Annotated in this window: 17 protein-coding genes and 1 tRNA gene; 7 read left to right on the top strand and 11 right to left on the bottom strand. The window is 67.1% G+C overall.

Going from position 1 to position 22,844, the window contains the following annotated elements; all coding sequences use genetic code 11:
* Positions 1-95: 95 nt before the first annotated feature.
* The 3 genes from AC3FKH_RS03165 to AC3FKH_RS03155 all read right to left on the bottom strand — a co-directional run bounded on the left by AC3FKH_RS03165 (position 96) and on the right by AC3FKH_RS03155 (position 7,436).
* The gene (locus AC3FKH_RS03165; protein WP_488672832.1) at positions 96-806 is read right to left on the bottom strand and encodes a lysoplasmalogenase; all 711 of its coding nucleotides are present in this window, start codon (positions 804-806) and stop codon (positions 96-98) included.
* The gene (locus tag AC3FKH_RS03160) at positions 803-6,865 is read right to left on the bottom strand and encodes an alpha-2-macroglobulin family protein (RefSeq protein WP_488672830.1); all 6,063 of its coding nucleotides are present in this window, start codon (positions 6,863-6,865) and stop codon (positions 803-805) included. The genes AC3FKH_RS03165 and AC3FKH_RS03160 overlap by 4 nt, the downstream gene beginning before the upstream one ends.
* A gap of 97 nt (positions 6,866-6,962) precedes the next feature.
* Positions 6,963-7,436 carry an Lrp/AsnC family transcriptional regulator gene (locus tag AC3FKH_RS03155; protein WP_483730762.1) on the bottom strand — a complete coding sequence of 158 codons (474 nt, stop codon included), beginning with the start codon at positions 7,434-7,436 and terminating at the stop codon, positions 6,963-6,965.
* Between the two features lie 154 nt (positions 7,437-7,590).
* Between AC3FKH_RS03155 and phhA the strand changes: the two genes are divergently transcribed.
* The 4 genes from phhA to AC3FKH_RS03135 all read left to right on the top strand — a co-directional run bounded on the left by phhA (position 7,591) and on the right by AC3FKH_RS03135 (position 11,506).
* Entirely contained in the window at positions 7,591-8,541 is a 951-nt protein-coding gene (gene phhA / locus AC3FKH_RS03150) for a phenylalanine 4-monooxygenase (protein WP_488672828.1), read from the top strand.
* 98 nt (positions 8,542-8,639) lie between these two features.
* A complete protein-coding gene (locus AC3FKH_RS03145) occupies positions 8,640-8,942 on the top strand; it encodes a 4a-hydroxytetrahydrobiopterin dehydratase (RefSeq protein WP_488672826.1) in 303 nt (100 codons plus the stop codon).
* Between the two features lie 165 nt (positions 8,943-9,107).
* Positions 9,108-9,812, top strand: a complete 705-nt coding sequence (locus AC3FKH_RS03140; RefSeq protein WP_211952709.1) for a response regulator transcription factor — start codon at positions 9,108-9,110, stop codon at positions 9,810-9,812.
* 59 nt (positions 9,813-9,871) lie between these two features.
* A complete protein-coding gene (locus tag AC3FKH_RS03135) occupies positions 9,872-11,506 on the top strand; it encodes a sensor histidine kinase (protein WP_488672824.1) in 1,635 nt (544 codons plus the stop codon).
* Between the two features lie 39 nt (positions 11,507-11,545).
* Here AC3FKH_RS03135 and AC3FKH_RS03130 read toward each other — a convergent pair whose 3' ends face one another.
* A complete protein-coding gene (locus AC3FKH_RS03130; protein ID WP_488672822.1) occupies positions 11,546-12,067 on the bottom strand; it encodes an SET domain-containing protein in 522 nt (173 codons plus the stop codon).
* Positions 12,068-13,113: 1,046 nt separating this feature from the next.
* On the opposite strand from AC3FKH_RS03130, the gene AC3FKH_RS03125 reads away from it, so the two are divergent.
* Both AC3FKH_RS03125 and AC3FKH_RS03120 read left to right on the top strand, forming a co-directional pair.
* Entirely contained in the window at positions 13,114-13,392 is a 279-nt protein-coding gene (locus tag AC3FKH_RS03125) for an HU family DNA-binding protein (RefSeq protein ID WP_211952706.1), read from the top strand.
* Between the two features lie 252 nt (positions 13,393-13,644).
* Positions 13,645-14,616 carry a DUF2272 domain-containing protein gene (locus tag AC3FKH_RS03120; RefSeq protein WP_488672819.1) on the top strand — a complete coding sequence of 324 codons (972 nt, stop codon included), beginning with the start codon at positions 13,645-13,647 and terminating at the stop codon, positions 14,614-14,616.
* A 64-nt stretch (positions 14,617-14,680) separates the two neighbouring features.
* Here the strand turns inward: AC3FKH_RS03120 and dinB are convergent, their stop codons facing one another.
* From dinB to AC3FKH_RS03105, 3 genes are all read right to left on the bottom strand, one after another.
* The gene (gene dinB, locus AC3FKH_RS03115) at positions 14,681-15,766 is read right to left on the bottom strand and encodes a DNA polymerase IV (RefSeq protein ID WP_488672817.1); all 1,086 of its coding nucleotides are present in this window, start codon (positions 15,764-15,766) and stop codon (positions 14,681-14,683) included.
* A gap of 151 nt (positions 15,767-15,917) precedes the next feature.
* On the bottom strand, positions 15,918-16,829 hold the full coding sequence (gene rarD, locus AC3FKH_RS03110) for an EamA family transporter RarD (RefSeq protein WP_488672815.1): 912 nt from the start codon (positions 16,827-16,829) through the stop codon (positions 15,918-15,920).
* 160 nt (positions 16,830-16,989) lie between these two features.
* Positions 16,990-18,123, bottom strand: a complete 1,134-nt coding sequence (locus tag AC3FKH_RS03105; protein ID WP_488672813.1) for a TRAP transporter substrate-binding protein — start codon at positions 18,121-18,123, stop codon at positions 16,990-16,992.
* Positions 18,124-18,587: 464 nt separating this feature from the next.
* Between AC3FKH_RS03105 and AC3FKH_RS03100 the strand changes: the two genes are divergently transcribed.
* Positions 18,588-20,198, top strand: coding sequence for a carbohydrate porin (locus tag AC3FKH_RS03100; RefSeq protein WP_488672811.1), 1,611 nt, complete (start codon positions 18,588-18,590; stop codon positions 20,196-20,198).
* On the opposite strand, the gene AC3FKH_RS03095 is transcribed toward AC3FKH_RS03100, so the two are convergent.
* From AC3FKH_RS03095 to AC3FKH_RS03080, 4 genes are all read right to left on the bottom strand, one after another.
* Positions 20,182-20,913 carry an aquaporin gene (locus AC3FKH_RS03095; RefSeq protein WP_488672809.1) on the bottom strand — a complete coding sequence of 244 codons (732 nt, stop codon included), beginning with the start codon at positions 20,911-20,913 and terminating at the stop codon, positions 20,182-20,184. The two genes, AC3FKH_RS03100 and AC3FKH_RS03095, sit on opposite strands and share 17 nt — an antisense overlap.
* A 352-nt stretch (positions 20,914-21,265) precedes the next feature.
* Positions 21,266-21,757: a hypothetical protein gene (locus AC3FKH_RS03090; RefSeq protein WP_488672807.1), complete on the bottom strand. Its 492-nt coding sequence runs from the start codon at positions 21,755-21,757 to the stop codon at positions 21,266-21,268.
* Between the two features lie 214 nt (positions 21,758-21,971).
* Positions 21,972-22,047 (bottom strand) — tRNA-Phe (locus AC3FKH_RS03085).
* A 52-nt stretch (positions 22,048-22,099) separates the two neighbouring features.
* Complete coding sequence (locus AC3FKH_RS03080) at positions 22,100-22,810, bottom strand: response regulator (RefSeq protein ID WP_488672805.1); 711 nt, start codon at positions 22,808-22,810, stop codon at positions 22,100-22,102.
* Between the last annotated feature and the right edge of the window lie 34 nt (positions 22,811-22,844).

Raw genomic sequence — 22,844 nt, 5'->3', positions numbered from 1 at the left:
GCGCGCTGCCACTCGGTTGCTCCCCTCTCCCACTTGTGGGAGAGGGGAGAAACCCTGGGGCACGGGAAGCCCTGCGAGCACACCTGCCAACCACTTCATTCCCCACCCTCTGCTCGATTCCCCACGATGCCCGCGACGATCAGCACCTGCGCAGCCGCATACGTCCACCAGATGCCCAGCTGGAAACTGTCGAACGGCACCAGGAAGCGCGCAATGCCGATCATCATGTCCGACGCCGCGAAGCACAGTGCGCCCAGCGCGGTGAACGGCGTCGGCAGTTTCGCCACCAGCGCGGCGCAGACCATCGCCGCCAGCACGATGACGTACACCGTGACCGGCCCCGCCAGCGTGCCCAGGTTGGGCCAGAAGCGGCCCAGCATCGTGCCGGCCACACCGATCATCGCGCCGCACGCGACCAGCCGGTGCGCGCGCCAGTCGCCCGCGAGCGGCACCAGCACCCGCAGATAGGCGAGATGCGCGAGCAGGAACGCGCCGAGGCCGCCCACAAACGAACTGCGCAGCGCCGGCACCGCGAGCAGCAAATCCCCGATCGCGGAGCACACCAGCGCAATCACCAGCCAGCGCCGCTCCTTTAACGGGCGATGGAACCACGCGGCACGCGCCAGCATCAGCGCCATCGCGATCTTCCACGCGGGCTGCAGTGCGATCTGGCCGGTCAGCGGCGCGCCGTCGGGCAACTCCATCGCTACCTGCACCAGCAGCGCACCATAGACCACGCCCGCCAGGGTGCCGGCCAGCCACCACTCGCGCACGCGCGCCGGCATCATGAGCGCGAGCCAGCTCATGGGCGGGCTCCGACGGTCAGGCGCGCATTCGGCGCCGCGCCGAACACATCCGGCGCATACATGGCTTCGACGCGCGTCGGCGGCAGTGCGAAGTCGCCGGCGTTGTTCAGGCGCACCGTGTACTCGACCGAGATGCCGCCCTTGGGCAGGTACTCGTAGTACTCGCGATAGGCCTGCGGCGTGCGTTCGGTGTAAGCGGGCCACGCCATGCCCTTGCGCCGCTCGCCGCGCGTGGCGATTGCCGAATCGCGCCCCAGCCCGCTGCCAAGGATGGTCGCGCCGGCCGGGACCGGATCGCTGACCACCACCCACGTCATGTCGGCCTGCGCGTCGATGTCAAGCTTCACGCGATACGTATCGCCGCGCGACCACTTGCCCGACACCGCCTGCTCCACCGGCGTCACCGTGCGGCGCACGCGATAGCCGGCGGCCAGCGGTCCCGGCAGCGGCACCGCGGCCATGGCGCGCACCGTGGCCCACGGATGCCCCGCGCCGGCCTGTTCGAGCTGCAGCGTGCCGCCGCCCTCCCCGGTCGGCCACGGCAGGTCGACGCTACCCTGCGCCACGCCGTCGCGGCGCTGCGCGCGGCTCCAGTCGAAGCTGCGCGCGCTTTCCCCGCCACCACTCACCGACAGGCGCGTGCTGCCCGCCACCGGCGTCTTCTCGAACGCCTGCGCAAAGCGCGCGATCGCCAGCATGCCCCATGCATTGGCATTGGTCGTGCCCCATGCCCCGCGCACCTGGCGTCCGATCAATCCCGTGGCAAGCTGCGGCGCATCGTCCTTCCAGCCCGGCACTTCCGCGGCCAGCGCGAGCAGGCGTGCCGCATTCACGTCGCCGCCGGCCATCAGCCACCACCAGTCGTCGCTGCGCTCGGTCGAGAACGCCAGCCGCGTGCCCTGCACCGTCAGGCGGGCGCGCAGCAGTTGCTGCGCTTCGGCCAGCCGCGCTTCGCGCTGAGCAATGTCCTGCATGCGCGTCAGCAGCAGGGTCCAGTCGATCAGCGCCGAGGTCGGCCACTGCGCCGGCAGGATCTGGATCGACCCGAGCATGCGCGCCTGCGCGTGACCCGTGCGCGACAGCGCTTCGAGCGCGGCCAGCTTGCGGACTTCGAGATCCATCGTGGCTGCGGAAGGACTCCACGCATCCGGGCGGATGCGGCCTTCGACGAACGCCGTCAGGCCCCGTTCCATCTGCGCGCGCTGCTCGTCAGGCACGCGCAACGTCAGGCCCGCTTTCGCGGCTTCGTCGCTGACCGACAGCAGGTAGGCCGTCAGGGCGACGCTGCCGCTCTGGCTGTCGCTGCGCAGCGGGAAGTACGAGGCCAGGCCATTCGCATCGAGGTATGACGGCAGCTGGTTCATCAGCGCGTCCCACGCCGTGTTGTCAGCGAGGCCGATGGCCTTCGACGCGCGCTGCTCCAGGCAGCTGAACGGGTAGTTGAGGAACCACTCCCGCACGCCCGGCATGCCGCCCGCGAGCGACGACTGCAGGTTCACCTGGAGGCCACCGCGCAGCTTGCCCGTCGGATCGGTGAGCGCACCGGGCGGCGCCTTCACGGGCACCGACAGCCCCGGCGTCAGTTGCGCCAGCGTAGCTTGCTGCGCCGTCACCGGCTCCGCCGGCACGATCTGCTGCGATACCTTGATGCGGTCCGCCGCGCCCCCCGCGCCTTGCTCGGCGGCCTGCACTTCCCACTGGATCGTGCCGCTGCGCGAGTACGCGAGCAGCGCCGGCGCGGTGACATCCCAGCCGATCTCGCGTGCCTCGCCAGCCGGTATCTGCACGGTCTGCGCAGGCAGCGCGCTGGCATTGTCGACCAGCGTGGCGCGTGCGCTGGCCTGCACCGTCATGGCCCGCTTGGTTGTATTGCGCAGCGTGAACATGGCGCGATAGCGGTCGTCTTCGCGCACCAGCAGCGGCAGGCCGGAAATCAGCTGCAGGTCCTGCGTGGCCGCGATGGTCGCGCTGCCGGTACCGAAGCGGCCCACGCCAAGGTCGGCCACGGCGACGATGCGGAAGCTGGTCAGCGAATCATTGAGCGGCACTTCCACCGTGGCCTTGCCTTCGGCATCGAGCTGCACGCGCGGGTTCCACAGCAGCAGCGTGTCGAACAGTTCGCGCGTCGGACTCTTGCCGCCGCCACCGCCGGCCGGCACCGCCTTGCGCCCATAGTGCCGGCGCCCGATGATTTCCATCTGCGCCGTGGCGGTCTCCACGCCGTAGCTGCGCCGTTGCAGCATGGCGTCGAGCAGGTCCCAGCTGTTGTTCGGCATCAGCTCCAGCAGCGCCTGGTCCACCGCGGCCAGCGCGATCTCGCCATTGGCCGCGGGCTTGCCGTCGGGCAGCTTCACCTGCAGCGCGACGCGCGCCTTGCCGCGCACGGTATAGGACGCCTTGTCCGGCGTCACGGTGACATCCAGCCTGTGCGCCTCGTTGCCGACGCGGATCTCCGCCAGGCCAAGCCGGAACGCCGGCCTGGACAGGTCTACCAACGCGGTCGGCGCCGCGTATTCCTTGCCCTCGCTGCGGAACGCCCGCCACCATTCGCCCGGCTGGCGCCAGCCCCACGTGAAGAACGAATACCACGGCACTTCACGCAGGCGTCCGCGGATCGTCATCACCGACACGTAGACGTTGGGGCCCCACTCCGGCTTGACCTTCACGCGTACCGTGGGATCGCTGCCATGGAGTTCGACCACCTGCGTCTCGAGCACGCCTTCACGCTCCACCGCGACCAGCGCCGTGGCCTCGCGGAACGGCATGCGCACCTGGAACACGGCGGTGTCGCCGGGCGCGTACTGCTTCTTCTCGGGCAGCACGTCGATGCGGTCATGGTTCTCGCCGCCGAACCACAGCTCGCCCTGGCGCGTGACCCATACCGTCGAGGCCGCTTGCGTGCTGCGGCCATCCTTGTCCCGTGCAATCGCCACCAGCTCCACCTGGCCCGCCTGGTCCAGCGTGATATCGCAGCGCGCGCGGCCCTGCGCGTCGGTACGCGTCTCGCACACCGTGCCGAGGTCGCGGCTCTCGCTGCGGTTGTCGTAGCGGTAGAAGCCGCCTACCACGCGCTTGCGCGTCGACGTGGTGAGGCGTGCCCGTGCGTTGAACTTCACCGGCGTATCGGCCACCGGCTTGCCCTGCGTGTCGAGCACCAGGCCGTGCACGGCCAGCTTCTGCTTTACCGATACCCAGCCATCGGTGCGGATGCCCGCCACCACGGCGGCAGGCCATACCGGCACGGTCTGGCGCAGCGTCTGGATCTCGCCGTTCGGGTCGGCAAAGCCGGCTTCGAGCACCAGATCGCGCGGCGCATCGGTCTTCGGCATCTTGCGCAGCGTGACAGTCCCATTGCCGTTCTTGTCGAGCGTCACCGGGAGCTTGTCGGCGACCAGCTTCTGGCCGCCGTCGCGAGCCTGGCCTTCGTCGACCTGATCCATCTCCTCGTCGCCGGAGGTGTTCTCGCGCGTGGCGCGCGGCGGCGTGAACGAGTACTCGTCGTAACCAGGAAAGCTGACCCACTTGTCGCGCAGCAGCGCGGACACGCGCACCGGCAGGCCAATGGCCGCGCCGCCGGATACGTAATGCACTTCGACACCGACCGGCACTTCAGACGGCGCCATCAGGGCGCCGCCCTTGCCGCCTTGCCCACCCGTGGCTTGCAGCGTGCCGGTCAGTACCGGCAGCCGGAACGCTTCCACGCGGAAACTGCCGCTGGCATAGGTGCGCGTGTGGTTGTCGTCGGCGTCATTGGCGCCGCTGGCTTCGGCCTGCAGTTCGACGTTATAGACCCCCAGCTTGGCAGCGGGCGGCACCTGGAAGCTGCTTTCGGCGCTGCGCCCGCCGGTCGCGGTATTGCGCCACTGCAGCGGCAGTTCGTAGGTCTGGCCGCTGCCTTCATGGCGGATCACCACCGTCTGCGGCAGCTTGCGGTTCGCGGGCGGCAAGGCAAAGCCCTGTGCGGTCTCGGCACGGATGAAATGCTTCATCGACACCGTTTCGCCAGCGCGCAGCAGCGTGCGGTCGAACACGGTATGCGCGCGCACGGTCTGCGCGGCGCTCGCATCGGTCGGCACGTTGAAGCGCCAGGTCTCGATGCCGCGGTTCCAGTCGGACATCACGAAGGCCATGTCGGCCTTGCCGCGCGCCTCCGGATGCGTGGCCGCGATGCGCGCGGAAACAAAATAGCCCGACAGGCCATTGCCGTCACAGCTGCGGCCGCGCACATCGTCGAGCTTGGCGAAACGCACGATGCCGCTGGCATCGGTACGGCCTTCGCCCAGCAACCTGCCGGAACAGTCACGCACGGCGACAGCGGCGTCGCGCACGGGCTTGCCGTCATCGAGCGCGGTCACCCACGCCAGGCCGCTCATCGCGCCGTCGCCTTCGCCGCGCGCCAGCTTGAAATGCACGCCAAGATTGGTGACCAGCGCCGCAGTGCGCACATACATGGGCGCGCGCTTGCCCAGCAGCGCTTCGCCGAGCATCGGCGAGGCGATTTCGACCACATGGAAGCCCGGTTCCGGCAGGGGAATGCCGACCACCTCGAACGGCCGCGGCGCATCGCCCGAAGGCTTGGGCACTGAAAGCTTCTGCACGCCCGCCGCGCGTTCCAGCAGCGACACCGAGCGCGCTTCGATCGATGGCGCATTGCGCGGATTATTCACGCCGTAGGGCGAACGGCCGGCCAGCACCGCGTCGAGTTCCGCGCGTGTCCAGCTGGTCTCGTGCATGCGGCGCACCAGCCCCAGCCAGCGCAGCACGGCGCCATCGTCATCGACCTTGAGCTTCATCACCGTGCCCGCCTGCGCCTGCACGCCGCGCACCTGCAGGTCGGCTTCCACGTTGCGCAGCGTCACCGGCAGCAGCGGCGGATAGTCGGCCGGCGCCTTGCCCTTGGGCAGTTCGCCGAAGCGCTCCACCACGCCGAACGGCGCCGCGGCGAACTTGGCCAGCGGCGGCATGGCCGCGGTCGATACCTTGAGCGGGAACAGGTCGGCATTGGACAATGTGCGGCCGCTGTCGTCCTTCAGGTCACGCGGGATCTCGATGGTAAAATCGGCCTTCTCCGGAAACGGTGCGGCGAAGGTAAGCGACGTGACGCTGGCATCCGGTGCGAGATCCGCTTCGAACCGCGGCGCGCGCGGGCCTGACGGCGTCTTCAGCACCACGTGTTCGGCCAGCTTGCGCCCGATCGGCGCCGAGAACGAGATCGTCATCGGCCGCAGTGGCGTGCATGGCGACTGCGCGTGCTCCCGCTCGCAGCTGAAGCTCGCGGTGAATGGTTCACGCACTGTGTAATCGAAGCGGCGCTCGTCGCGCGTGGCGATGCCCGACGGCGTGGCAATGCCCGCGCCAAGCACCAGCTGCATGCGCGCGCCAGCCGGCAGCCGCTGCTGGCAGGCCAGCAGGTGGATCGCGTCGGGCGCGTCCTTGGCCAGGCGCTTCCAGTAGATGGCGTCGAGCACGGCATCGCGCTCCTTGCCGGCCAGCAGGCGCACGGGGATGCGCTCGCCCAGGCCTTCCGCCTGGCACCACGCGTGATCGCGCACCGAGGCCGCGGTGGCCGCGCCATTGAAGCGCAGCGCGAAGACCTGGTCCTCCTCGATCTGGCCGCCCGACGGACGGCTGGCCACGACTGTGGGGCCGCCGGTCTCGAACCGGTACTCGGCCTTGCCCGCGTAGGGCTTGCCGGCCACGCTGCGCAGGCTGGCGGACATGCGCACGGAACACCGCACACCGGGCGGCAGGTCGTGCTCGAAGTCGAACACCCAGTTGCTGGCATCGACCCAGCGTCCCTGCCCTGCCGTGGCGGCTCCGGTACAGGAGAGGGCCGCCGGGGCAGCCGCCTTGACGTCGCCCATGGGCACGATGGGTTCGTCGAACCGGATCGCCACCTGGCGCACCTGTGGAACCGTTCCCTCTGGCGAGAAGCGCGTGACTTGCGCCGCGAACGCGGGCGACATCAGCAGCCCTGCCAGCACGCCCGCCATCGCGACGCGGCTTGCCGACGCGCGCTGGCCAAGTTCCCGACCCCGTCGGGCAACGATTCCCATCATCCTGCGATCCTCCCGTCAAAGCACCCGGCGAGGGTGACATGTGACGTTTGGGAGTGCAAGGCCGGCACGCAAACCTGCAGCGCGGCCGACAAAAATTTCAGCGCAGGTGCGACAGCGGCAAGGCGCCTTCGCTCTTGAGCGCGGTCAGGACGATGTTGGAACGGATGCTTTCCACGCCCGGCACCCGCATCAGGCGCTTCATGGTGAATTCGGCCAGCGTGGGAAGGTCCGGCACGACCACGCGAATCAGGTAATCGGCCTCGCCGGCCACGGAATAGCACTCCTGCACTTCCTCGAGCAGCAGGATTTCCTCGCTGAAGCGTTCCGTGATGGTGTCGCCGTGGTGCGCCAGCTTGACACTGATAAAGACCAGCACGCCCAGTCCCAGCGCCTGCGTCGACAGGCTCACGCGATAACCCGTGATGACACCGTCGGCCTCCAGCCGGGCCAGCCGCCGGCCTACCTGGCTCGACGACAGGTGTACCCGCTCGGCCAGCTGCTGGTGGGTGGAACGCCCGTCAGCTTGCAGGGCCGCGATCAGCGCGAGGTCGAAGTGATCAAGCGAAACCATACGCAATTCCCGCATTAATCGTCTTGTTGGCGCGAATTATAGGCGTCATGGAGGCCATAAAAGCCGATTTTGCGGCTTAATTTCAGCACCATACGCCTAAACTACGCAGATAAACCGCATGCAGCGCACCGCGCCAATCCAGGAGACAAATTCGATGTCCGCTATCGCCAGCGCCCCCGTTCAAGAAGCCTCTGGCCAGTTTGACGGCGCCTTCCAGGGCACCATGACCGACAAGCTCAGGGAACAGTTCGACGCCGGCCTGCTGTCCGGCCAGGCACTGCGCCCGGACTTCACCATCGCGCAGCCGGTGCACCGCTACAGCAGCACCGACCACGCCATCTGGCGCAAGCTGTACGAGCGCCAGGCGTCGATGCTGCGCGGCCGCGTCAGCAACGAATTCCTGCAAGGGCTGGCGACGCTGGGCATGGAAAAGGACCGCGTGCCCGAGTTCGACCAGCTCAACGAGACGCTGATGCGCGCCACGGGCTGGCAGGTGGTCGCCGTGCCGGGCCTGGTGCCGGACGAGGTGTTCTTCGATCACCTGGCCAATCGCCGCTTCCCGGCCAGCTGGTGGATGCGCAAGCCCGAGCAGCTCGACTACCTGCAGGAGCCGGACTGCTTCCACGACGTGTTCGGCCATGTGCCGCTGCTGATCAACCCGGTGTTCGCCGACTATATGGAGGCCTACGGCAAGGGCGGCCTCAAGGCGGCGGGACTGGGCGCGCTGGACATGCTGGCGCGGCTGTACTGGTACACGGTGGAATTCGGCCTGATCCGCACGCCCGAAGGCCTGCGCATCTATGGCGCCGGCATCCTGTCCAGCCAGGGCGAGTCGGTCTACAGCCTCGATTCGGCCAGCCCCAACCGCATCGGCTTCGACGTGCGACGCATCATGCGCACGCGCTACCGCATCGACACCTTCCAGAAGACCTACTTCGTGATCGACAACTTCGAGCAGCTGTTCGACGCGACCCGGCCGGACTTCGCGCCGCTGTACCAGGAACTGCGCGACCTGCCGACGCTGGGCGCCGGCGACGTGGCCGCAGGCGACCAGGTGTTCCATGCCGGCACCCGCGAAGGCTGGGGCGACAGCGACGATATCTGACCGCAGGCGGCCGACCGCACGGTTTTCTGCTTTGTGAAACAATGCCGGCAAGCCCGCCAGGGCGGGCCGGCTTTTTCTTTCAACTGATCGAGCCCAACATGACCCCCCTTTCGCCCCAGGCGCGCACCACCCTGCTCGCCGAACTGCCCGGCTGGACCGACGTCGACAACCGCGACGCCATCCAAAAGCGCTTCACCTTCGCCGATTTCAACGCCGCGTTCGCGTTCATGACGCGTGTGGCCATCCAGGCGGAAAAAGCCGACCACCATCCCGAGTGGTTCAATGTCTACAACCGCGTCGACATCACCCTGTCCACGCACGATGCCAACGGCCTGACCCAGCGCGACATCGACCTGGCCCGTTTCATCGAGCGTGCGGCCGCCTCGCTGCAGGCGGCGTAAGGCGCGCACCGGCGGTACTGAAGGCAAACCGAAAGGAAGACCAGGGCCGTGGCCTGTACAATCTGCGGATCGCGGTTTCGCGTGTGCGCCACGCCGCGCCTGCCGCATCCTGTCTTCCTTCCCGGCTGATCCAGCCATGCCCGACGTCCTGCCCGAACTGCCGCCATGCGAATCCTGCTGATCGAAGACGACCGCCAGATCGCCAGCGGCGTCGAAGCCGGCCTGACACGCGCCGGCCACCAGGTGCGCGTGGTCCATGACGGCGTCTACGCCACCGAACACCTGCTGCGCGAGCAGCACGACCTCGTCATCCTCGACCTGGGCCTGCCCGGCATCGACGGCATGACGCTGCTGGCGCGCTACCGCGCCCGCAACCGCACCACGCCGGTCATCATCCTGACCGCCCGCGACGAGCTCGAAGACAAGCTCTCCGGCCTGAACGCCGGCGCCGACGACTATCTCGTCAAACCGTTTGCCCTGCCCGAACTGGAAGCCCGCGTGCGCGTGCTGCTGCGCCGCAGCCAGCATGGCGAAGCCGTGCCCGACCGCGATGTGCGCCTGGGCCGCCTGCGCCTGTCGGGCAACGATCGCCGCATGTTCATCGACGGCAAGCCGCTGGAACTGTCGCCGCGCGAGTTCGCGGTGCTGGAACTGCTGCTGCAGCGCCAGGGCCGCGTGGTCAGCAAGGCCCAGCTGCAGGACCACCTGGCGACCTTCGCGCATCCGGCCGGCGAAGGCGGCGATACCGTCGGCGATACCGCCATCGAAGTCTATGTGCACCGCGTGCGCAAGAAGCTCGAGGAAAGCGACGTCGAGATCGTTACGGTGCGCGGCTTCGGCTACCTGCTGCAGGTCCGCGCCGGCCAATGAGCGCGCGCGCGTGGCACGGGCCGGGACGGCGCCGGCCGACTGACTGAAGCTTCCGCGCCATGTGGCCGCGATCCCGCATCTCCCGTTCCGCTGCCGAACCCGGCACGCCGCCGCAGACGCGCCGCACGGCGCAGGCGCCGCGCGTGGCGGTCAACGCCAGCCTGCGCGTGCATTTGTTGCGCGCGCTGGCCACGCCGCTGTTCGCGCTGGTGCTGGTGAGCGGCTCGCTCTCGTACTGGCTGGCCGCGCACTACACCACGCAGGTATTCGACCGCGCGCTATATGGCGTGGCGAACAGCATCGCGCAGCAGATCCGCATTGCCGGGCCGCGGCTGGAGCAGGACATTCCGACGATCGCGCAGACGCTGGTCGAGGCCGAAGGCACCGACCGCATCTACTGGCGCATCCATGGCCCGGACGGGCTGATCGGCGGCATGGACACCTGGCTCGGCTACGGCACCGGCCAGACCACGCTGCACGACGCACGCCTGTTCTATGCCTGGTTCAGCGGCCGCCAGGTCCGCGCCGTGCGGCTGCCGATCATGCTGCCGAGCGCGGCAACCGATGAACTCGGCACCAGCGAGGACGGCAAGGCGACGCGCGGCCCCGTCGTGGTGGAAGTGGCGGAACTGCTGGACCGCCGGGAAACGGCGGCCAACGAGATCCTGCTGTCGGTGTCGGTGCCGCTGATCCTGCTGCTGCTGGTGGGCAGCCTGATCCTCTCGCACGTGCTCAAGGAAGAGCTGGTGCCGCTGCAGATCCTGACCGACAAGCTGAACCGCCAGACCGCGCGCTCGCTCGCGGCGCTCGACGAAACCCAGGTGCCGGCCGAAGTGGCGCCGCTGATCCGCGGCCTGAATGCGCTGCTGTCGCGCCTGCGGGACGCGCTGGACGCCCAGCGCAAATTCATTGCCGATGCCGCGCACCAGTTGCGCACGCCGCTGACCGCCGTGAAGCTGCACGCCGACCGTGCCATGGAAGCCGATTCGCTCGAAGTCGCCCGCCACGCGCTGCGCGAGCTGCAAACCGCCTCCGACCGCGCGGTACGCCTGTCCAACCAGCTGCTGTCGCTGGCGCGGGCCGAGCCCGGGCTGTCGCTGGAGCGGCTGGGTCCGGTGGAGTATTTCGACCTGGCTGCGCTGGCCTTCGAGACCGGCGCGGAATGGGTGCCTCAGGCGCTGGCGCGCCGCCTCGACCTGGGCTTCGAGGTCTTGCCAGGCCCGACCTTTACCGGCGGCTCGCCGGCCATGGTGCGCGGCAACCGGCTGCTGATGCGCGAAGCCCTGTCCAACCTGATCGACAACGCCGTGAAATACGTGCCCCCGGGCGGCCGCATCACGGTACGCGCGGGCGGCGAGGCGCTCGGCAATCGCGGCATGGCGGTGGTGATGGTGGAAGACAACGGTCCCGGCATCGCTCCGCAACGGCGCGAAGAGGTCTTCAAGCGCTTTTTCCGTGGCGATCGCCAGGGCGACCAGGTGCCGGCGGCCCAGACCGCTGGCGCCGGGCTGGGGCTCGCGATCGTGCATGAAATCATCGGCCTGCACCACGGCACCATCCGCATCGAGGATGTGCCGGCCGGCAACCCGGACACGGCGGACACAGCTGCAGAGCCGGCCGCGGGCAGTGAACGGCGCCCGACCATGCGCTTCGTGATCCGGATCCCATGCGAAGCTGCCGGCGTGGCCGCCTGACGCGGGCCGCTCAGGTCCCGGCCGGGGTTTGAGCGGGCCTTACTTGCTGCCCGCCTTCTTTTCCTTGGGCGCAAGCATGGTGCCGCGGCATTCCGGATTGCCACAACGGCACTCGAATTCCTTCTTCAGCTTCTTCGTATAGCGGGCGTCGATCACCAGCCCGTAGTCATAGAAGAGCTCTTCGCCAGCCGCGATATCGCGCAGCGCGTGGATAAACACCTTGCCCTTCTTCTCGCGCGCCTCGCAGTTCGGGGCGCAGGCGTGGTTGATCCAGCGCGCGCGGTTGCCGCCGAACTTGGCATCGATCACGCTGCCGTCGTCCAGGCTGAAATAGAACGTGTGGTTCGGGTCGGTCGGGTCGTGCGGGTGGCGTTCCAGCGCCTTCTTCCAGGAAATGTGCTCGCCCTTGTATTCGATCACCCGCTCGCCCTCGGCGATCGGCGCCAGCGCGTAAACGCCCTTGCCATGCACGCCCGATTGGCGTACCTCGATGCGGTCGCTCGCCGACTTGACCGACTTGCTTGCCTTGTCGCTGCCCTTGCGCTTTGCCTTTTCAGCCATTTGCCTTTCCGTGCTGGTCGCTTTCCGTTGCATTGCAGGCGCCGATCCCGTCGACGCGATCGGGATGATACCGGGGTGCCCCGGCACCGTCACCGTATACGCAAGCCTCCCCATGGGACGCGTATACCTCGGATCACAGCCGCAGCGGCCCGCTTAGCCCGATCAAAGCCGTATACGTGACCACCGGGAATGTGGATAAGGCCGCCCGTTTCTGTGGATAAGAAGCCGGATTGCATGTGGGCTGCCTGGGGCTGGCATGGGGACGCGACTGGAACAAGTTTGGCCATCGGCGAACGCGTTTTCCGTATACCCGGAAGTCATCCACGTCCGCCAACACTGCATCCGTGTGGTTTTCGTTTACGTAAGCCTTTGATCTGCCTGACGTTTACCTGCTTATCCACAGAAAACGGCCCCGTTTACCTACTACCACTATTTGTATACATGAAAAGAAAGATGTAAACCCAACGGGCCACCCCTCGCTCCGCCTGAAAACGCGGGGTCGGGTACGAGGACGTAAACCAGCCGTCAGAGCCAAGTTGCCACGTCGACAGCCCTTCCCGGCGTATACGTCGACCGAGGTATACGCAAAAAGCCCCTGGCGATCTCCATTTGTGAGCCTGCAACATAGTGCATGTGGGTAGTGGAGGCAGGGAGCGGGGCCGCCTCGGGTGATCCAGGATGCTGGCGCAAGACCTTGGGAAAGGGCCGTACAGGCCTTTGGAGCCTGCTTAGGGCACTCCGGTACCCCATGGAGGTCGTAAGGCTGCCAGGCGCGTATACGCGCTCACAGGCCGCCGAGGCGCTTCAACAGGCCAAAGCAGCGTAAACCGCACATATAGCGCGGCTTCACCATGGGCAGAGGGGGCTGAGGGTCAGCGAAGTCACGGCCCGAAGCGGCTTTCCGGATAGCTTCTCGTAACAATCTCATCCGGTGCGCCTTGTCCGGCACGGTATCATGTGGCCCGCGACGTCTTTGCCGGTCCGGTCCGCTAGGGGCCTTCCGTGCCTGGACGTCTGTGTTTTATCAACTCGATACGGAGTGAAGCATGACGAAAACCGAACTGATCGACGCTATCGCAGCCGGTGTGGACGGTCTGACCAAGGCAAAGGCCGAGCAGGCACTGAACGTGACCCTGTCGGCCATCATGGACGCCGTTGCCAAGGGCGATACGCTGAGCCTGGTCGGCTTTGGCACGTTCAGCAAGGGCGAGCGCGGCGAGCGCATGGCCCGTAACCCGCGCACCGGCGAAGAAATCAAGGTGGAAGCGGCCAAGACGGTGAAGTTCAAGGCTGGCCAGAAGTTCAAGGACGCCGTCAACCAGTAAGCCCGGAAAGTCCGGCGGGCCACTGCGCACCCCCGGCTTTGCAGGTTCCCGCCATGCCGCCACCGTGTCGCCCAAGGGCGCAGGTGCGCGCCGGGCGGGGAAACGTTATCCACAGTGCCGGCAGGAGACTTCTGCAAAGGCCTGTGTACCCGGGCCCGGCCCGTCCAGCGGCTGGCCGGTCAGACCCGCAAACAGCCGTTCAGGCACGGTTGATCAAGGCCGCAGCGTGTACGGCGCAACATTGGGGGCCATATGCTTCCCCGATCGGACCAGGGCACCTTTCCACAGCCTTATTCACAGCGCTTTCCACAGCGGATTCCACAGGCTTCTCCACAGGCCCGGTGTTGGGTTCTTGGTGCCACTTTGGCGTTGGCCCTGCTCGCCGGCTGCAGCACGGTAAGCGAACCCGCGCGCCCGCAAGCCACTCCCCTGCTCGACCTGCAGCGGCCCGTCACCACGCCGGGCGCGACCGCGCGCGAACGCATCGTCGAAATCGCCATGCAGGAATGGCGGCGCTGGGGCTCGCAGACCGTGCGGCTGGGCCGCGACGATACCGCTTGCGTGACGTTCAGTCCGCTGCCCGCGCCAGCACCGCTTGAGGCGCAGGCCGACACGGATGGCGTACCGGCCCAGGCTTCCGCCGACCAGGATGCGGACCTGGACAGTGCCGGGGCCGGCTGTGTTGCCTTCCCGGATGGCACCGGCATGGAAGCCACGCCGCTGGGCTGCCAGATGGTGCGGCGCTACTGGGGCATCGTCGGCCAGGCGCCCGATTGCGTGCAGGCCACGCGGCCGTCCTGGGCGTGGTCGGCGGTGTTCATTTCTTGGGTCCTGCGCAAGGCCGGACTCGACGATCGCCAGTTCCTGACCGGCCAGTCACATTCGATGTATGTCGTGGACGCGCGCGACGGCATCCTGCCCCGGCCCGCCTTCCGCATTGAACCCGTTCCTGCGCTGCCGCGCACCGGCGACATCATCTGTGCGCCGCGCGGGCGGGACAGATACCTCGATGACATCGCCGAGATCGGCTTTGGCACGACGCCCATGCATTGCGACATCGTGGTCTCGGTGGATCGCGCCGCGCGGCTGGTGAAGGCCATTGGCGGCAACGTCCAGCAGTCCGTATCGATGGAGGAGATCGAACTGGGCGATTCGGGTCTGCTCGATGGCGTGACCAACTCGCATATGCCCTGGCTGCTGATCATGCGGAACAACCTGCAATAGGTTATTCGCGCGACAAATCAAACTGGTTAAATTTTCGATGCATTGATTTGTCGCGTAGATATGATCAGGGGAACAGTTCGAGCTGCGACGTGTCGCGATCGCTCGTGCCCACGCCGACGCCCAGTAACCGTACCGGCAAGCCGCGCCGTGCATGGCCCTCGGCCAGCAGCCGCGCGTAGGTATCGCGATCCGGCGCATGGCCGCGGCATTCCACGGTGGTCTGGCGGAAGTCCGCGAAGCGCAGCTTCACGGTGAGCTTGTCGATGGTGTCGTGCGCCTGCGCCCGGGCAATGCGGGCTTCCAGCATGGCGATCAGGGGCTCCAGTTCCGCCAGGCAGGCCTGCAGGTCCGGCAGGTCGTCGGCATAGGTCTCCTCGACGCTGATCGACTTGCGTTCGCGCTCGGGCGATACCGTGCGATGGTCGACGCCGCGGCACAGGTCATAGAGCCGCGCGCCGAAGCGTCCGAACTCGCGATGCAGCCGGTCCGCCGGCCAGTCGCGCAGATCGCCGCAGGTCTCGGCGCCCAGGCGCTTGAGCTTGGCCGCGGTGACCGCACCCACGCCGTGGATGCGCCCGACCGGCAGTTCGGCGATAAAGGCGTCCACCGCCAGCGGCCGCACCACGAAGAGCCCGTCGGGCTTGTTCCAGTCGCTCGCGATCTTGGCCACGAACTTGTTCGGCCCGACCCCGGCCGATACCGTGACGCCCACCTCCTCGCGCACGCGCCGCCGGATTTCCTCGGCGATGCGCGTGGCGCTGCCGCCGTGGTGCGCACACGCGCTCACGTCGAGATAGGCCTCGTCCAGCGAAAGCGGTTCGACCAGGGCCGTGTACTCGCGGTAGATCGCGAAGATCTGGCGCGAGACCTCGCGGTACTTGTCCATGGCCGGGCGCACGATCAGCAGGTCGGGACATCGCCGCAGCGCCTGCGCCGACGACATGGCCGAGCGCACCCCGAATGCGCGTGCCTCGTAGTTGCAGGTGGCAATCACGCCGCGCCGGTCAGCGGCGCCGCCGACCGCCATGGGGCGCCCGCGCAGCGACGGGTCGTCGCGCATTTCGACCGACGCGTAGAAGCAGTCGCAGTCGCAATGGATGATCTTGCGCTGGACGGCAGGTTCGCTGGACGGAGGCGGGTTAGCGGACATGCGGTAAAGGGATGGCGGAACGTCTCCGTCCATCGACGCTATTTATGATGATGTCTCTGATGGCCTGCTCTTCATTTGTTGCGTCGATGGACTATGGCCGAAATTGTGCGATCCGGCCTTGTATTTCATCGATGCAATAAATGAATGATGGTCACTGATTCGCCGGTTCATCTTTCACATTCATGGTGTTGGACTTTTGCCGGGTGCCGGCCCACAGTCCTTCCGCCGCATACATCACCAGCGATATCCAGATCAGCGCATAACCGATCTGCTTCTGCGGCGGAAACGGCTCATGCCATAGCCAGACGCCGAGCAGCAGCTGCAGCGTCGGACCGGTGTACTGCAGCAGGCCCAGCAGGGACAGCGGGATACGCCGGGCGCCGGCGGCAAAGAACAGTAGCGGCACCGCGGTGATCGGACCCGCCATCAGCAGCAGGAACTGCGTACCTGGCGCTGCGTGCCGGAAGCTGTCCTGGCCGGTGGCGAAGAGGTAGACCAGCGCCGCCGCGGCCAGCGGGAACAGCAGCAGCGTCTCGAGCGACAGCCCTTCCAGCGCCCCCAGGGCGCCCGTCTTGCGCAGCAGCCCATAGCCGCCGAAGGTCGCCGCCAGTGCCAGCGCAATCCATGGCAGCTGGCCAGAAGCGATAGTGAGCCAGGCCACCCCGCCTGCCGCCACCGCGATCGACAACCATTGCCCCGGCCGCAGACGTTCATGCAGGAACATCACGCCGAGCAGCACGCTGAACAGCGGGTTGATGAAATAACCCAGGCTGGCATCCACCACGCGGTTGGCCGACACGGCCCAGATATAGAGGAACCAGTTGCCGCACAGCAGCGCGGCGCTCGCGGCAAAGGCGAGGATCAGGCGCCGGTCCGTGACCACCTTGCCAAGCCAGGCCCACTGGCGCCTGACGGCCAGGATAGCCGCCAGGAACACCAGCGACCAGACCATCCGGTGCAGCAGGATTTCGGCTGGGGCGATGCCGGGCAGCGACTTGATGTAGAGCGGGAGCAGCCCCCAGATGGTGTAGGCCAGGAGTGCGTAAAGGATGCCGAGTTGCATGGGGATTTCCGATCGATGCTGCGCGCGATTCTACCGGCGGGGGTGTTTTGTTGCCGAAGTGCGGCTGGCTCCGGCATGGCATTCACGCAAAACAAAAAACCCCGTGCCTTCACAGGAACACGGGGTTTGCGCTGGCGGGGACTGCCCCCGCATCGCCGCCTTACAGCTTGCGGGAGTAGCTGAACTGCGCGAACGCCTGCTCGGCCACGTTGAACCAGGCGGCCTCGTTGTTGCGGAACACGCGCCAGTCGTCGTAGATCTTCTTGAACGACGGGTTCTTGGCGGTTTCGTCGGCGTAGGCTTCCTGCGTCGCCTTGAAGCAGGCCTCCATGATTTCCTTGGAGAACGGGCGCAGCTTCACGCCGTTTTCCAGCAGGCGGGCCAGCGCCTGCGGGTTGACCGTGTCGTACTTGGCCATCATCGTGGTGTGGGCCTCGATCGTGGCGGTTTCCAGCGCGCGCTTGTACAGCGCGGGCAGCTTCTCGAACTCGCTGGCCGAGGCATAGAACGACAGCTGCGCGCTGCCTTCCCACCAGCCCGGGTAGTAGTAGTACGGCGCCACCTTGTAGAAGCCGAGCTTCTCGTCATCGTACGGGCCCACCCACTCGGCCGCATCGATGGTGCCCTTTTCCAGCGCCGGGTAGATGTCGCCGCCGGCAATCTGCTGCGGCACCACGCCCAGGCGCGACAGCACCACGCCGGCAAACCCGGCAATGCGGTACTTCAGGCCCTGCAGGTCGGCCACGGTCTTGATTTCCTTGCGGAACCAGCCGCCCATCTGCGCATTGGTGTTGCCGCCCAGGAAGTTGACGACGTTGTATTCCTTGAAGAACTCGCGCATCAGCTTCATGCCGTTGCCTTGCAGCATCCAGGCATTCTGCTGGCGCGCGGTCAGGCCGAACGGGACGGTGGTGTCAAAGCACAGCGTGGGGTTCTTGCCGAAGTAGTAGTAGCCGGCGGTATGGCCGATCTGCACGGTGTTGTTCTGCACCGCATCCAGGACCTGCAGCCCCGGTACGACTTCACCGGCGGCGAAGACCTTGATGTTGAACTTGCCGTCGGTCAGTTCCTTGACGCGCGCGGACAGCAGTTCGGAGGCGCCGAAGATAGTGTCCAGCGACTTGGGGAAGCTCGATGCCAGGCGCCATTCCACGGCAGGATTGCTGCCGACGACGGCCGGGGCGGCGGGGGCGCCTGCGGCCGGTGCTGCGGCCTTTTCATCCTTGCCGCATGCGGCAAGTGCCCCGGTTGCGGCCACGGCCGACGCTTTTAACAGGAAGGAACGACGCTGCATTAACTTCTCCTCTTTTATAGATATTGGTGCGGATGCGGCCCTGGGCGCCGATCGTGTCTTCGCGCCTTGCACCGACCGTGACCTGCCCTTGGCCGGGATGGTGCCGTGGGCGCAACGCTGTGCGTGTTGCGGACGAGAACCCTTGCGATGGCGGGACAATATCCAACCGCCTTGAGACACCCGTTCGTAACAGGCCGCAGCTGTCTTACCCGAAAGACAAGCCCACCGATTATAGCGGTGCCTTTTTCGGCACGGAGCCCTGCGCAAGTCCGGGTTTTCGCTAATCTGGAAGGCGGCTTCGCAATCGGAAGTCCGCGTCCGAAGCCGAGCCACGCGCCTGTGCTTTTCGTATTGTGAGAAGGCCAACGTTGTGATGGATTTTGTAACCCGGCTTGCAGTCAAATCGTGCGGCTGTTAAAAAAAGACCCCCGAAACCGGGTCTGCCGTACCGGTCCGTTCGTTGCATGTTGTCTGAATTCCTTGCCGCTTCCTGCCGTCGCTTTCCCCGCCGCCGCCTGAGTGTTGCCGTACTGGCTGCCTGGGGGATGGCGGCGTGCGCGCAGACGCCGCAGGACCTCCAGTCGCTCGCTCCGCCTCGGATTCAGGCAGTGCAACCGGCTCCGCGCGTGCGGGCCATGGCCACGCCGGCCGATGATCCGCTCGCTGCCTTGATTGCCGGCGAGCAAGTGGCGCCCAAGGGTTTGGAGCCGTCCGCTACGCCCGCCGAGCCCGCTTCGGCAGATGCACCGGTGGCACAGGCCACCACGCCGTCCGAGGATGACTTCGTCGGGCCGCCCGATTCCGCCGCCCCGCCCCCTGCGCCCGTGGTGCTGTTCCCCGCAAAGCTCGGCCACTTCCTGCCCGAACCGCCTGCGGAAGCTGACAACAGCGATGCCACGCCGTCCGACGCACCGCCAGTGCTGCGCTCGCAGCTCCCGGCCGACGACGCCGCGGTCGATTCCGTCTGGCGCCTCAGCTACAGCGGCCGTGCCGCCGCCGAAGAGCGCGACGCCACCATGCGTGCCTGTGCCGGCGGGGCGTTGTCAACGGGCATCGGCCACGGCCTGGCCTGCCGCAGCGCGGGCGAGGTCAAGATCCGCGAGTCGGTGCTCGACCTCGACGGCGGCGCCCAGGTCATGCTGATCGCACAGGCCCGCGGCACGGATGCCACGTCCGTCAACGGCCGGCCCGCAGCGGTCGATCCCTACGCGCTGGTGCCGCAGTTCTACACGGCCGTGAACGGCCTGTCGGTGCTGGACGGCGCCACCATGTGGGCCGGCCGCCGCGACAGCGATCCGTTGCTGATGTCGTCCGGCCTGCTGCCGCCCAATTCCGCGGCCATGCGCTTCGGCGTGGACAACGCGCGCATGCTCGGCGAGGTCGGCCTGAACTACCAGTACACCGCGCGCAATGACCAGAACGGGCAGAACCAGCCCAGCTACCACTCGCTGCGCACGGCGCCTATCTCGACCAATCCGCAGGGGTCGGTGCAACTTGGCTTCACGCGCGTCGACGCCCAGACGATGGTGGCCGACTCGGGCAGCGCATGGTGGGCCTCTGCGCTGCACGAGCAGAAAGGCGTGCTGGCCGGGACCAATCGCGTCGGGCTGCAGTTTGGCTCCGGTGCGCGCAGCGCCATGGCCGGCTACGCCGGCATGGGACCGTCGCTGTCGCGCGTGCGGGTCGCGGAATCGCTCGAGTGGAAGGGGAAATCCGGGCTGGGCGGTTCGGTCGAATCCAGCATGCAGTTCGACCGCTCGCCGGTCGGTACGCTGCAGTGGGCGGCCACGCGGATCCGCCCGGCCTATGTCGCCAGCGACCAGTTCAAGCTGGTCTTCGAGGTGGCGCGGGACCAGATCTCGTCCGGCTTCGGCGCCAGCGGACAGCGCACCGCGCTGACCGTCGCGCCGACGCTGACGCTGGGCAAGTCCGCCGGCAATGCGAACCTGCGCGCGTTCTACACCTACAGCCGCGCCACCGATGTCGATGGCCTCGCCTTCACGGCCCCGGCCGAGGCCTGGGCCACGCAGAACAGCGGCTCGATCTTTGGCGTGCAGCTCAATCGGCGCTGGTAGTCGCGGCCGGCCCGGCCTGACGCCAATGCGCCGCCCGTGCCGCCTGTACCGCCGCGGCCGGCTTGCGGTACAGCCAGTGGAACAGCAGCGTAGCGCTCAGTCCACCGGCAATCTGCGCGATCACGAAGCCTGGCACGTCGACGGGGCGGATGCCGGTGAAAGTATTGGTCATCGCGCACGCAATCGTCAGCGCCGGGTTGGCAAACGACGTCGATGACGTGAACCAGTAGCCGGCGGTGATATAGCCGGCCACGACAAACGGCACCAGGCCCGGACGGCTGCGCAGCGTGCCGATGCCGACCCCGACCAGCCCGAACGTCGCCACGAACTCGCTCCACCACATCGGCAGGCCCGTGCGGCTCTGGGCCGACCACGCCAGCACCGGTTCGCCGAACATCGCATGCGCGGCCATCACGCCGGCAATGCCGCCGCCGACCTGTGCCAGCACGTAGCCCAGCGTGGTGCGCGGCGAGAGCGAGCCCTGCACCAGCGCCGACAGGCTCACCACCGGGTTGAAATGCCCGCCGGACACCGGTCCCAGCGCGACCAGCAGCGCCATGAGTCCCGCACCGGTGGCCAGCGCATTGCACAGCAGCGCCAGGCCGACATTGCCACCGGCCAGCCGCTCGGCGCGGATGCCTGAACCCACCACCACGGCGATCAGCAATGCCGTACCCAGTCCCTCTGCCGCCAGCCGGCGCGAAAGCGTACTCACTGCTGCGCTCCCGGGGCGGCGGTCATCAAGGGACAGGTCATGCGGAGCGGCCGCGTGGCGCGGCGCAAGGTCTTCAGGGGCTGGGGCATGTGTGGCCAGGGTGCGGGCATGTCCTGCACGGAACAGGACATCAGGCCGAAAGAGAGGACGACAGCAGCGTGGCAGCGGGATGCGCAACGTCGCCTGAGACGACGCCTCGATCGGGAACAAAACCGGCGCCCAGGCATGGGTCCGCCGGAACGCGAAGTTTTCCGCCGGCGGACATAGACGTCAATGCGTGCGCGCGATCTTGTGAACAGACCGCAGGTATGGAATCAGGACGCGGCGTGGCCGAAGCCCAGGCGCAACGCGCTCAGCGCAACAGGAAGGCGATATCCTCTACGCCGATCTTTGCGACCGGGATGCCGCGGCGGCGCTGGAACAGGATGTGCTGCTGCACGCGGCTGCGCTGTTCGGCGAACACCGTCGGATCGATGGGCGTGCCAATGCGCATGTAATGCTGCACGAGCAGCTTGTAGGCACGGTGACGGATCTGCAGGGCGTCGGCTTCGGCGCGCAGCCGCTTGGTTTCGGCGGGGCTCCGGTCGACAGCCTGGTGAAGTTCGTCGACCGTGCGCGCGTGAAGCTCGCGGTAGACATCGCGCTCGGCCTCGGCGTGGTGCAGCTCATCGCGCAATGCGCGGATCTTCTGCTGCAGCTTCAAGGTCTGCGCCATGGCCTGCTGCACATTCCTTGCCGCGCCCAGCGCGTGGCTGGCCGCGGCCATGGTGCTCTTCCAGATGCCGCGTTCGGCGGCTTCGGTTTCCTGCGGCCAGCCGATGCCTGCCTTGGACAGCGTATCCATATTGACCCCCAAAAAGAAACGGCCTGAACCGGCCGCGCATTCTGTGTGCGCGAGTCCGACACGTCTTCGGCATCAGGCAATCGTAGAGACATGTCTAACGACAGCCAAGTCAAATCTTTTTAGATCTGGTTTGTATCGCTGGGCGGATAGCGGCGTGCGGAACGGCGGCGCCAAAACAAAAAGCCCGACTCGATGAGTCGGGCTTTTGATGTTCTGGTGGCCTGGGACGGAATCGAACCGCCGACACAAGGATTTTCAATCCTCTGCTCTACCGACTGAGCTACCGGGCCAAAGAAGCGAAACTATAGCAACGGATCTTGTGCCCGTCAAGCGTTCATTGCATCACTGCTCCGCGGGTTCCTGCTTGTTGCGGCCCAGTTCCACGCCGAGCTGCTTGAGCTTGCGGTACAGGTGCGTGCGCTCCAGGCCGGTCTTCTCGGCCACGCGTGTCATGCTGCCGTGTTCGCGCACCAGGTGGTACTCGAAGTAGGCACGCTCGAACAGGTCGCGCGCCTCGCGCAGCGGCATGTCGAACGAAAAATGCATCTCCGCTTCAGGCGGGCGGGCCGCATTGCTGCCATTGGGCGCGGCTTCACTGCCGGCCTCGGCGGCTGCAGGCGCCAGGGCAGCGTCCACGGCAGGCGCCGAGGGTGCGGGCGTCGCGGCAGTCGACGTGCGCGGGCGTTCGATGCCACGGGCCAGGCCCTGCTCGACCGCCGACAGCAGCTTCTGCAGCGCGATCGGTTTTTCCAGGAAATTCAGTGCGCCGATCTTGGTGGCCTCGACCGCGGTGTCGATGGTGGCATGGCCCGACATCATGATCACGGGCATTGTCAGCTGGCCTTGCGCGGACCACTCCTTGAGCAGCGTCACGCCATCTGTATCCGGCATCCAGATATCGAGCAGTACGAGATCAGGGGTCGTGCCCGCCCGGTACTCGCGTGCCTGCTGCGCGTTCTCGGCGACCTCGACCACATGGCCTTCGTCACTCAGGATTTCCGAGAGCAGTTCCCGAATACCCATTTCGTCATCGACTACGAGGATCGTTGCCATACTTCCCCTCTTAACCCCACCGTAGCGCTCCGTG

The sequence above is a fragment of the Cupriavidus sp. 21MJTG02-4 genome, assembly GCF_057798975.1.
The sequence above is the reverse complement of the archived record's forward strand: the minus strand, read 5'-3'. Positions and strand labels throughout refer to the sequence as shown.

Excerpts from the sequence above, each read along its gene's own strand:
- AC3FKH_RS03145 (WP_488672826.1), top strand. The coding sequence starts at position 8,640 with ATGACCCCCCTTTCGCCCCAGGCGCGCACCACCCTGCTCGCCGAACTG.
- AC3FKH_RS03160 (WP_488672830.1), bottom strand. The coding sequence starts at position 6,865 with ATGATGGGAATCGTTGCCCGACGGGGTCGGGAACTTGGCCAGCGCGCG.
- AC3FKH_RS03165 (WP_488672832.1), bottom strand. The coding sequence starts at position 806 with ATGAGCTGGCTCGCGCTCATGATGCCGGCGCGCGTGCGCGAGTGGTGG.
- AC3FKH_RS03120 (WP_488672819.1), top strand. The coding sequence starts at position 13,645 with ATGCTTCCCCGATCGGACCAGGGCACCTTTCCACAGCCTTATTCACAG.
- AC3FKH_RS03135 (WP_488672824.1), top strand. The coding sequence starts at position 9,872 with ATGTGGCCGCGATCCCGCATCTCCCGTTCCGCTGCCGAACCCGGCACG.
- AC3FKH_RS03105 (WP_488672813.1), bottom strand. The coding sequence starts at position 18,123 with ATGCAGCGTCGTTCCTTCCTGTTAAAAGCGTCGGCCGTGGCCGCAACC.
- AC3FKH_RS03080 (WP_488672805.1), bottom strand. The coding sequence starts at position 22,810 with ATGGCAACGATCCTCGTAGTCGATGACGAAATGGGTATTCGGGAACTG.
- AC3FKH_RS03140 (WP_211952709.1), top strand. The coding sequence starts at position 9,108 with ATGCGAATCCTGCTGATCGAAGACGACCGCCAGATCGCCAGCGGCGTC.
- AC3FKH_RS03100 (WP_488672811.1), top strand. The coding sequence starts at position 18,588 with ATGTTGTCTGAATTCCTTGCCGCTTCCTGCCGTCGCTTTCCCCGCCGC.
- AC3FKH_RS03125 (WP_211952706.1), top strand. The coding sequence starts at position 13,114 with ATGACGAAAACCGAACTGATCGACGCTATCGCAGCCGGTGTGGACGGT.
- AC3FKH_RS03130 (WP_488672822.1), bottom strand. The coding sequence starts at position 12,067 with ATGGCTGAAAAGGCAAAGCGCAAGGGCAGCGACAAGGCAAGCAAGTCG.
- rarD (WP_488672815.1), bottom strand. The coding sequence starts at position 16,829 with ATGCAACTCGGCATCCTTTACGCACTCCTGGCCTACACCATCTGGGGG.
- AC3FKH_RS03090 (WP_488672807.1), bottom strand. The coding sequence starts at position 21,757 with ATGGATACGCTGTCCAAGGCAGGCATCGGCTGGCCGCAGGAAACCGAA.
- AC3FKH_RS03155 (WP_483730762.1), bottom strand. The coding sequence starts at position 7,436 with ATGGTTTCGCTTGATCACTTCGACCTCGCGCTGATCGCGGCCCTGCAA.
- dinB (WP_488672817.1), bottom strand. The coding sequence starts at position 15,766 with ATGTCCGCTAACCCGCCTCCGTCCAGCGAACCTGCCGTCCAGCGCAAG.
- phhA (WP_488672828.1), top strand. The coding sequence starts at position 7,591 with ATGTCCGCTATCGCCAGCGCCCCCGTTCAAGAAGCCTCTGGCCAGTTT.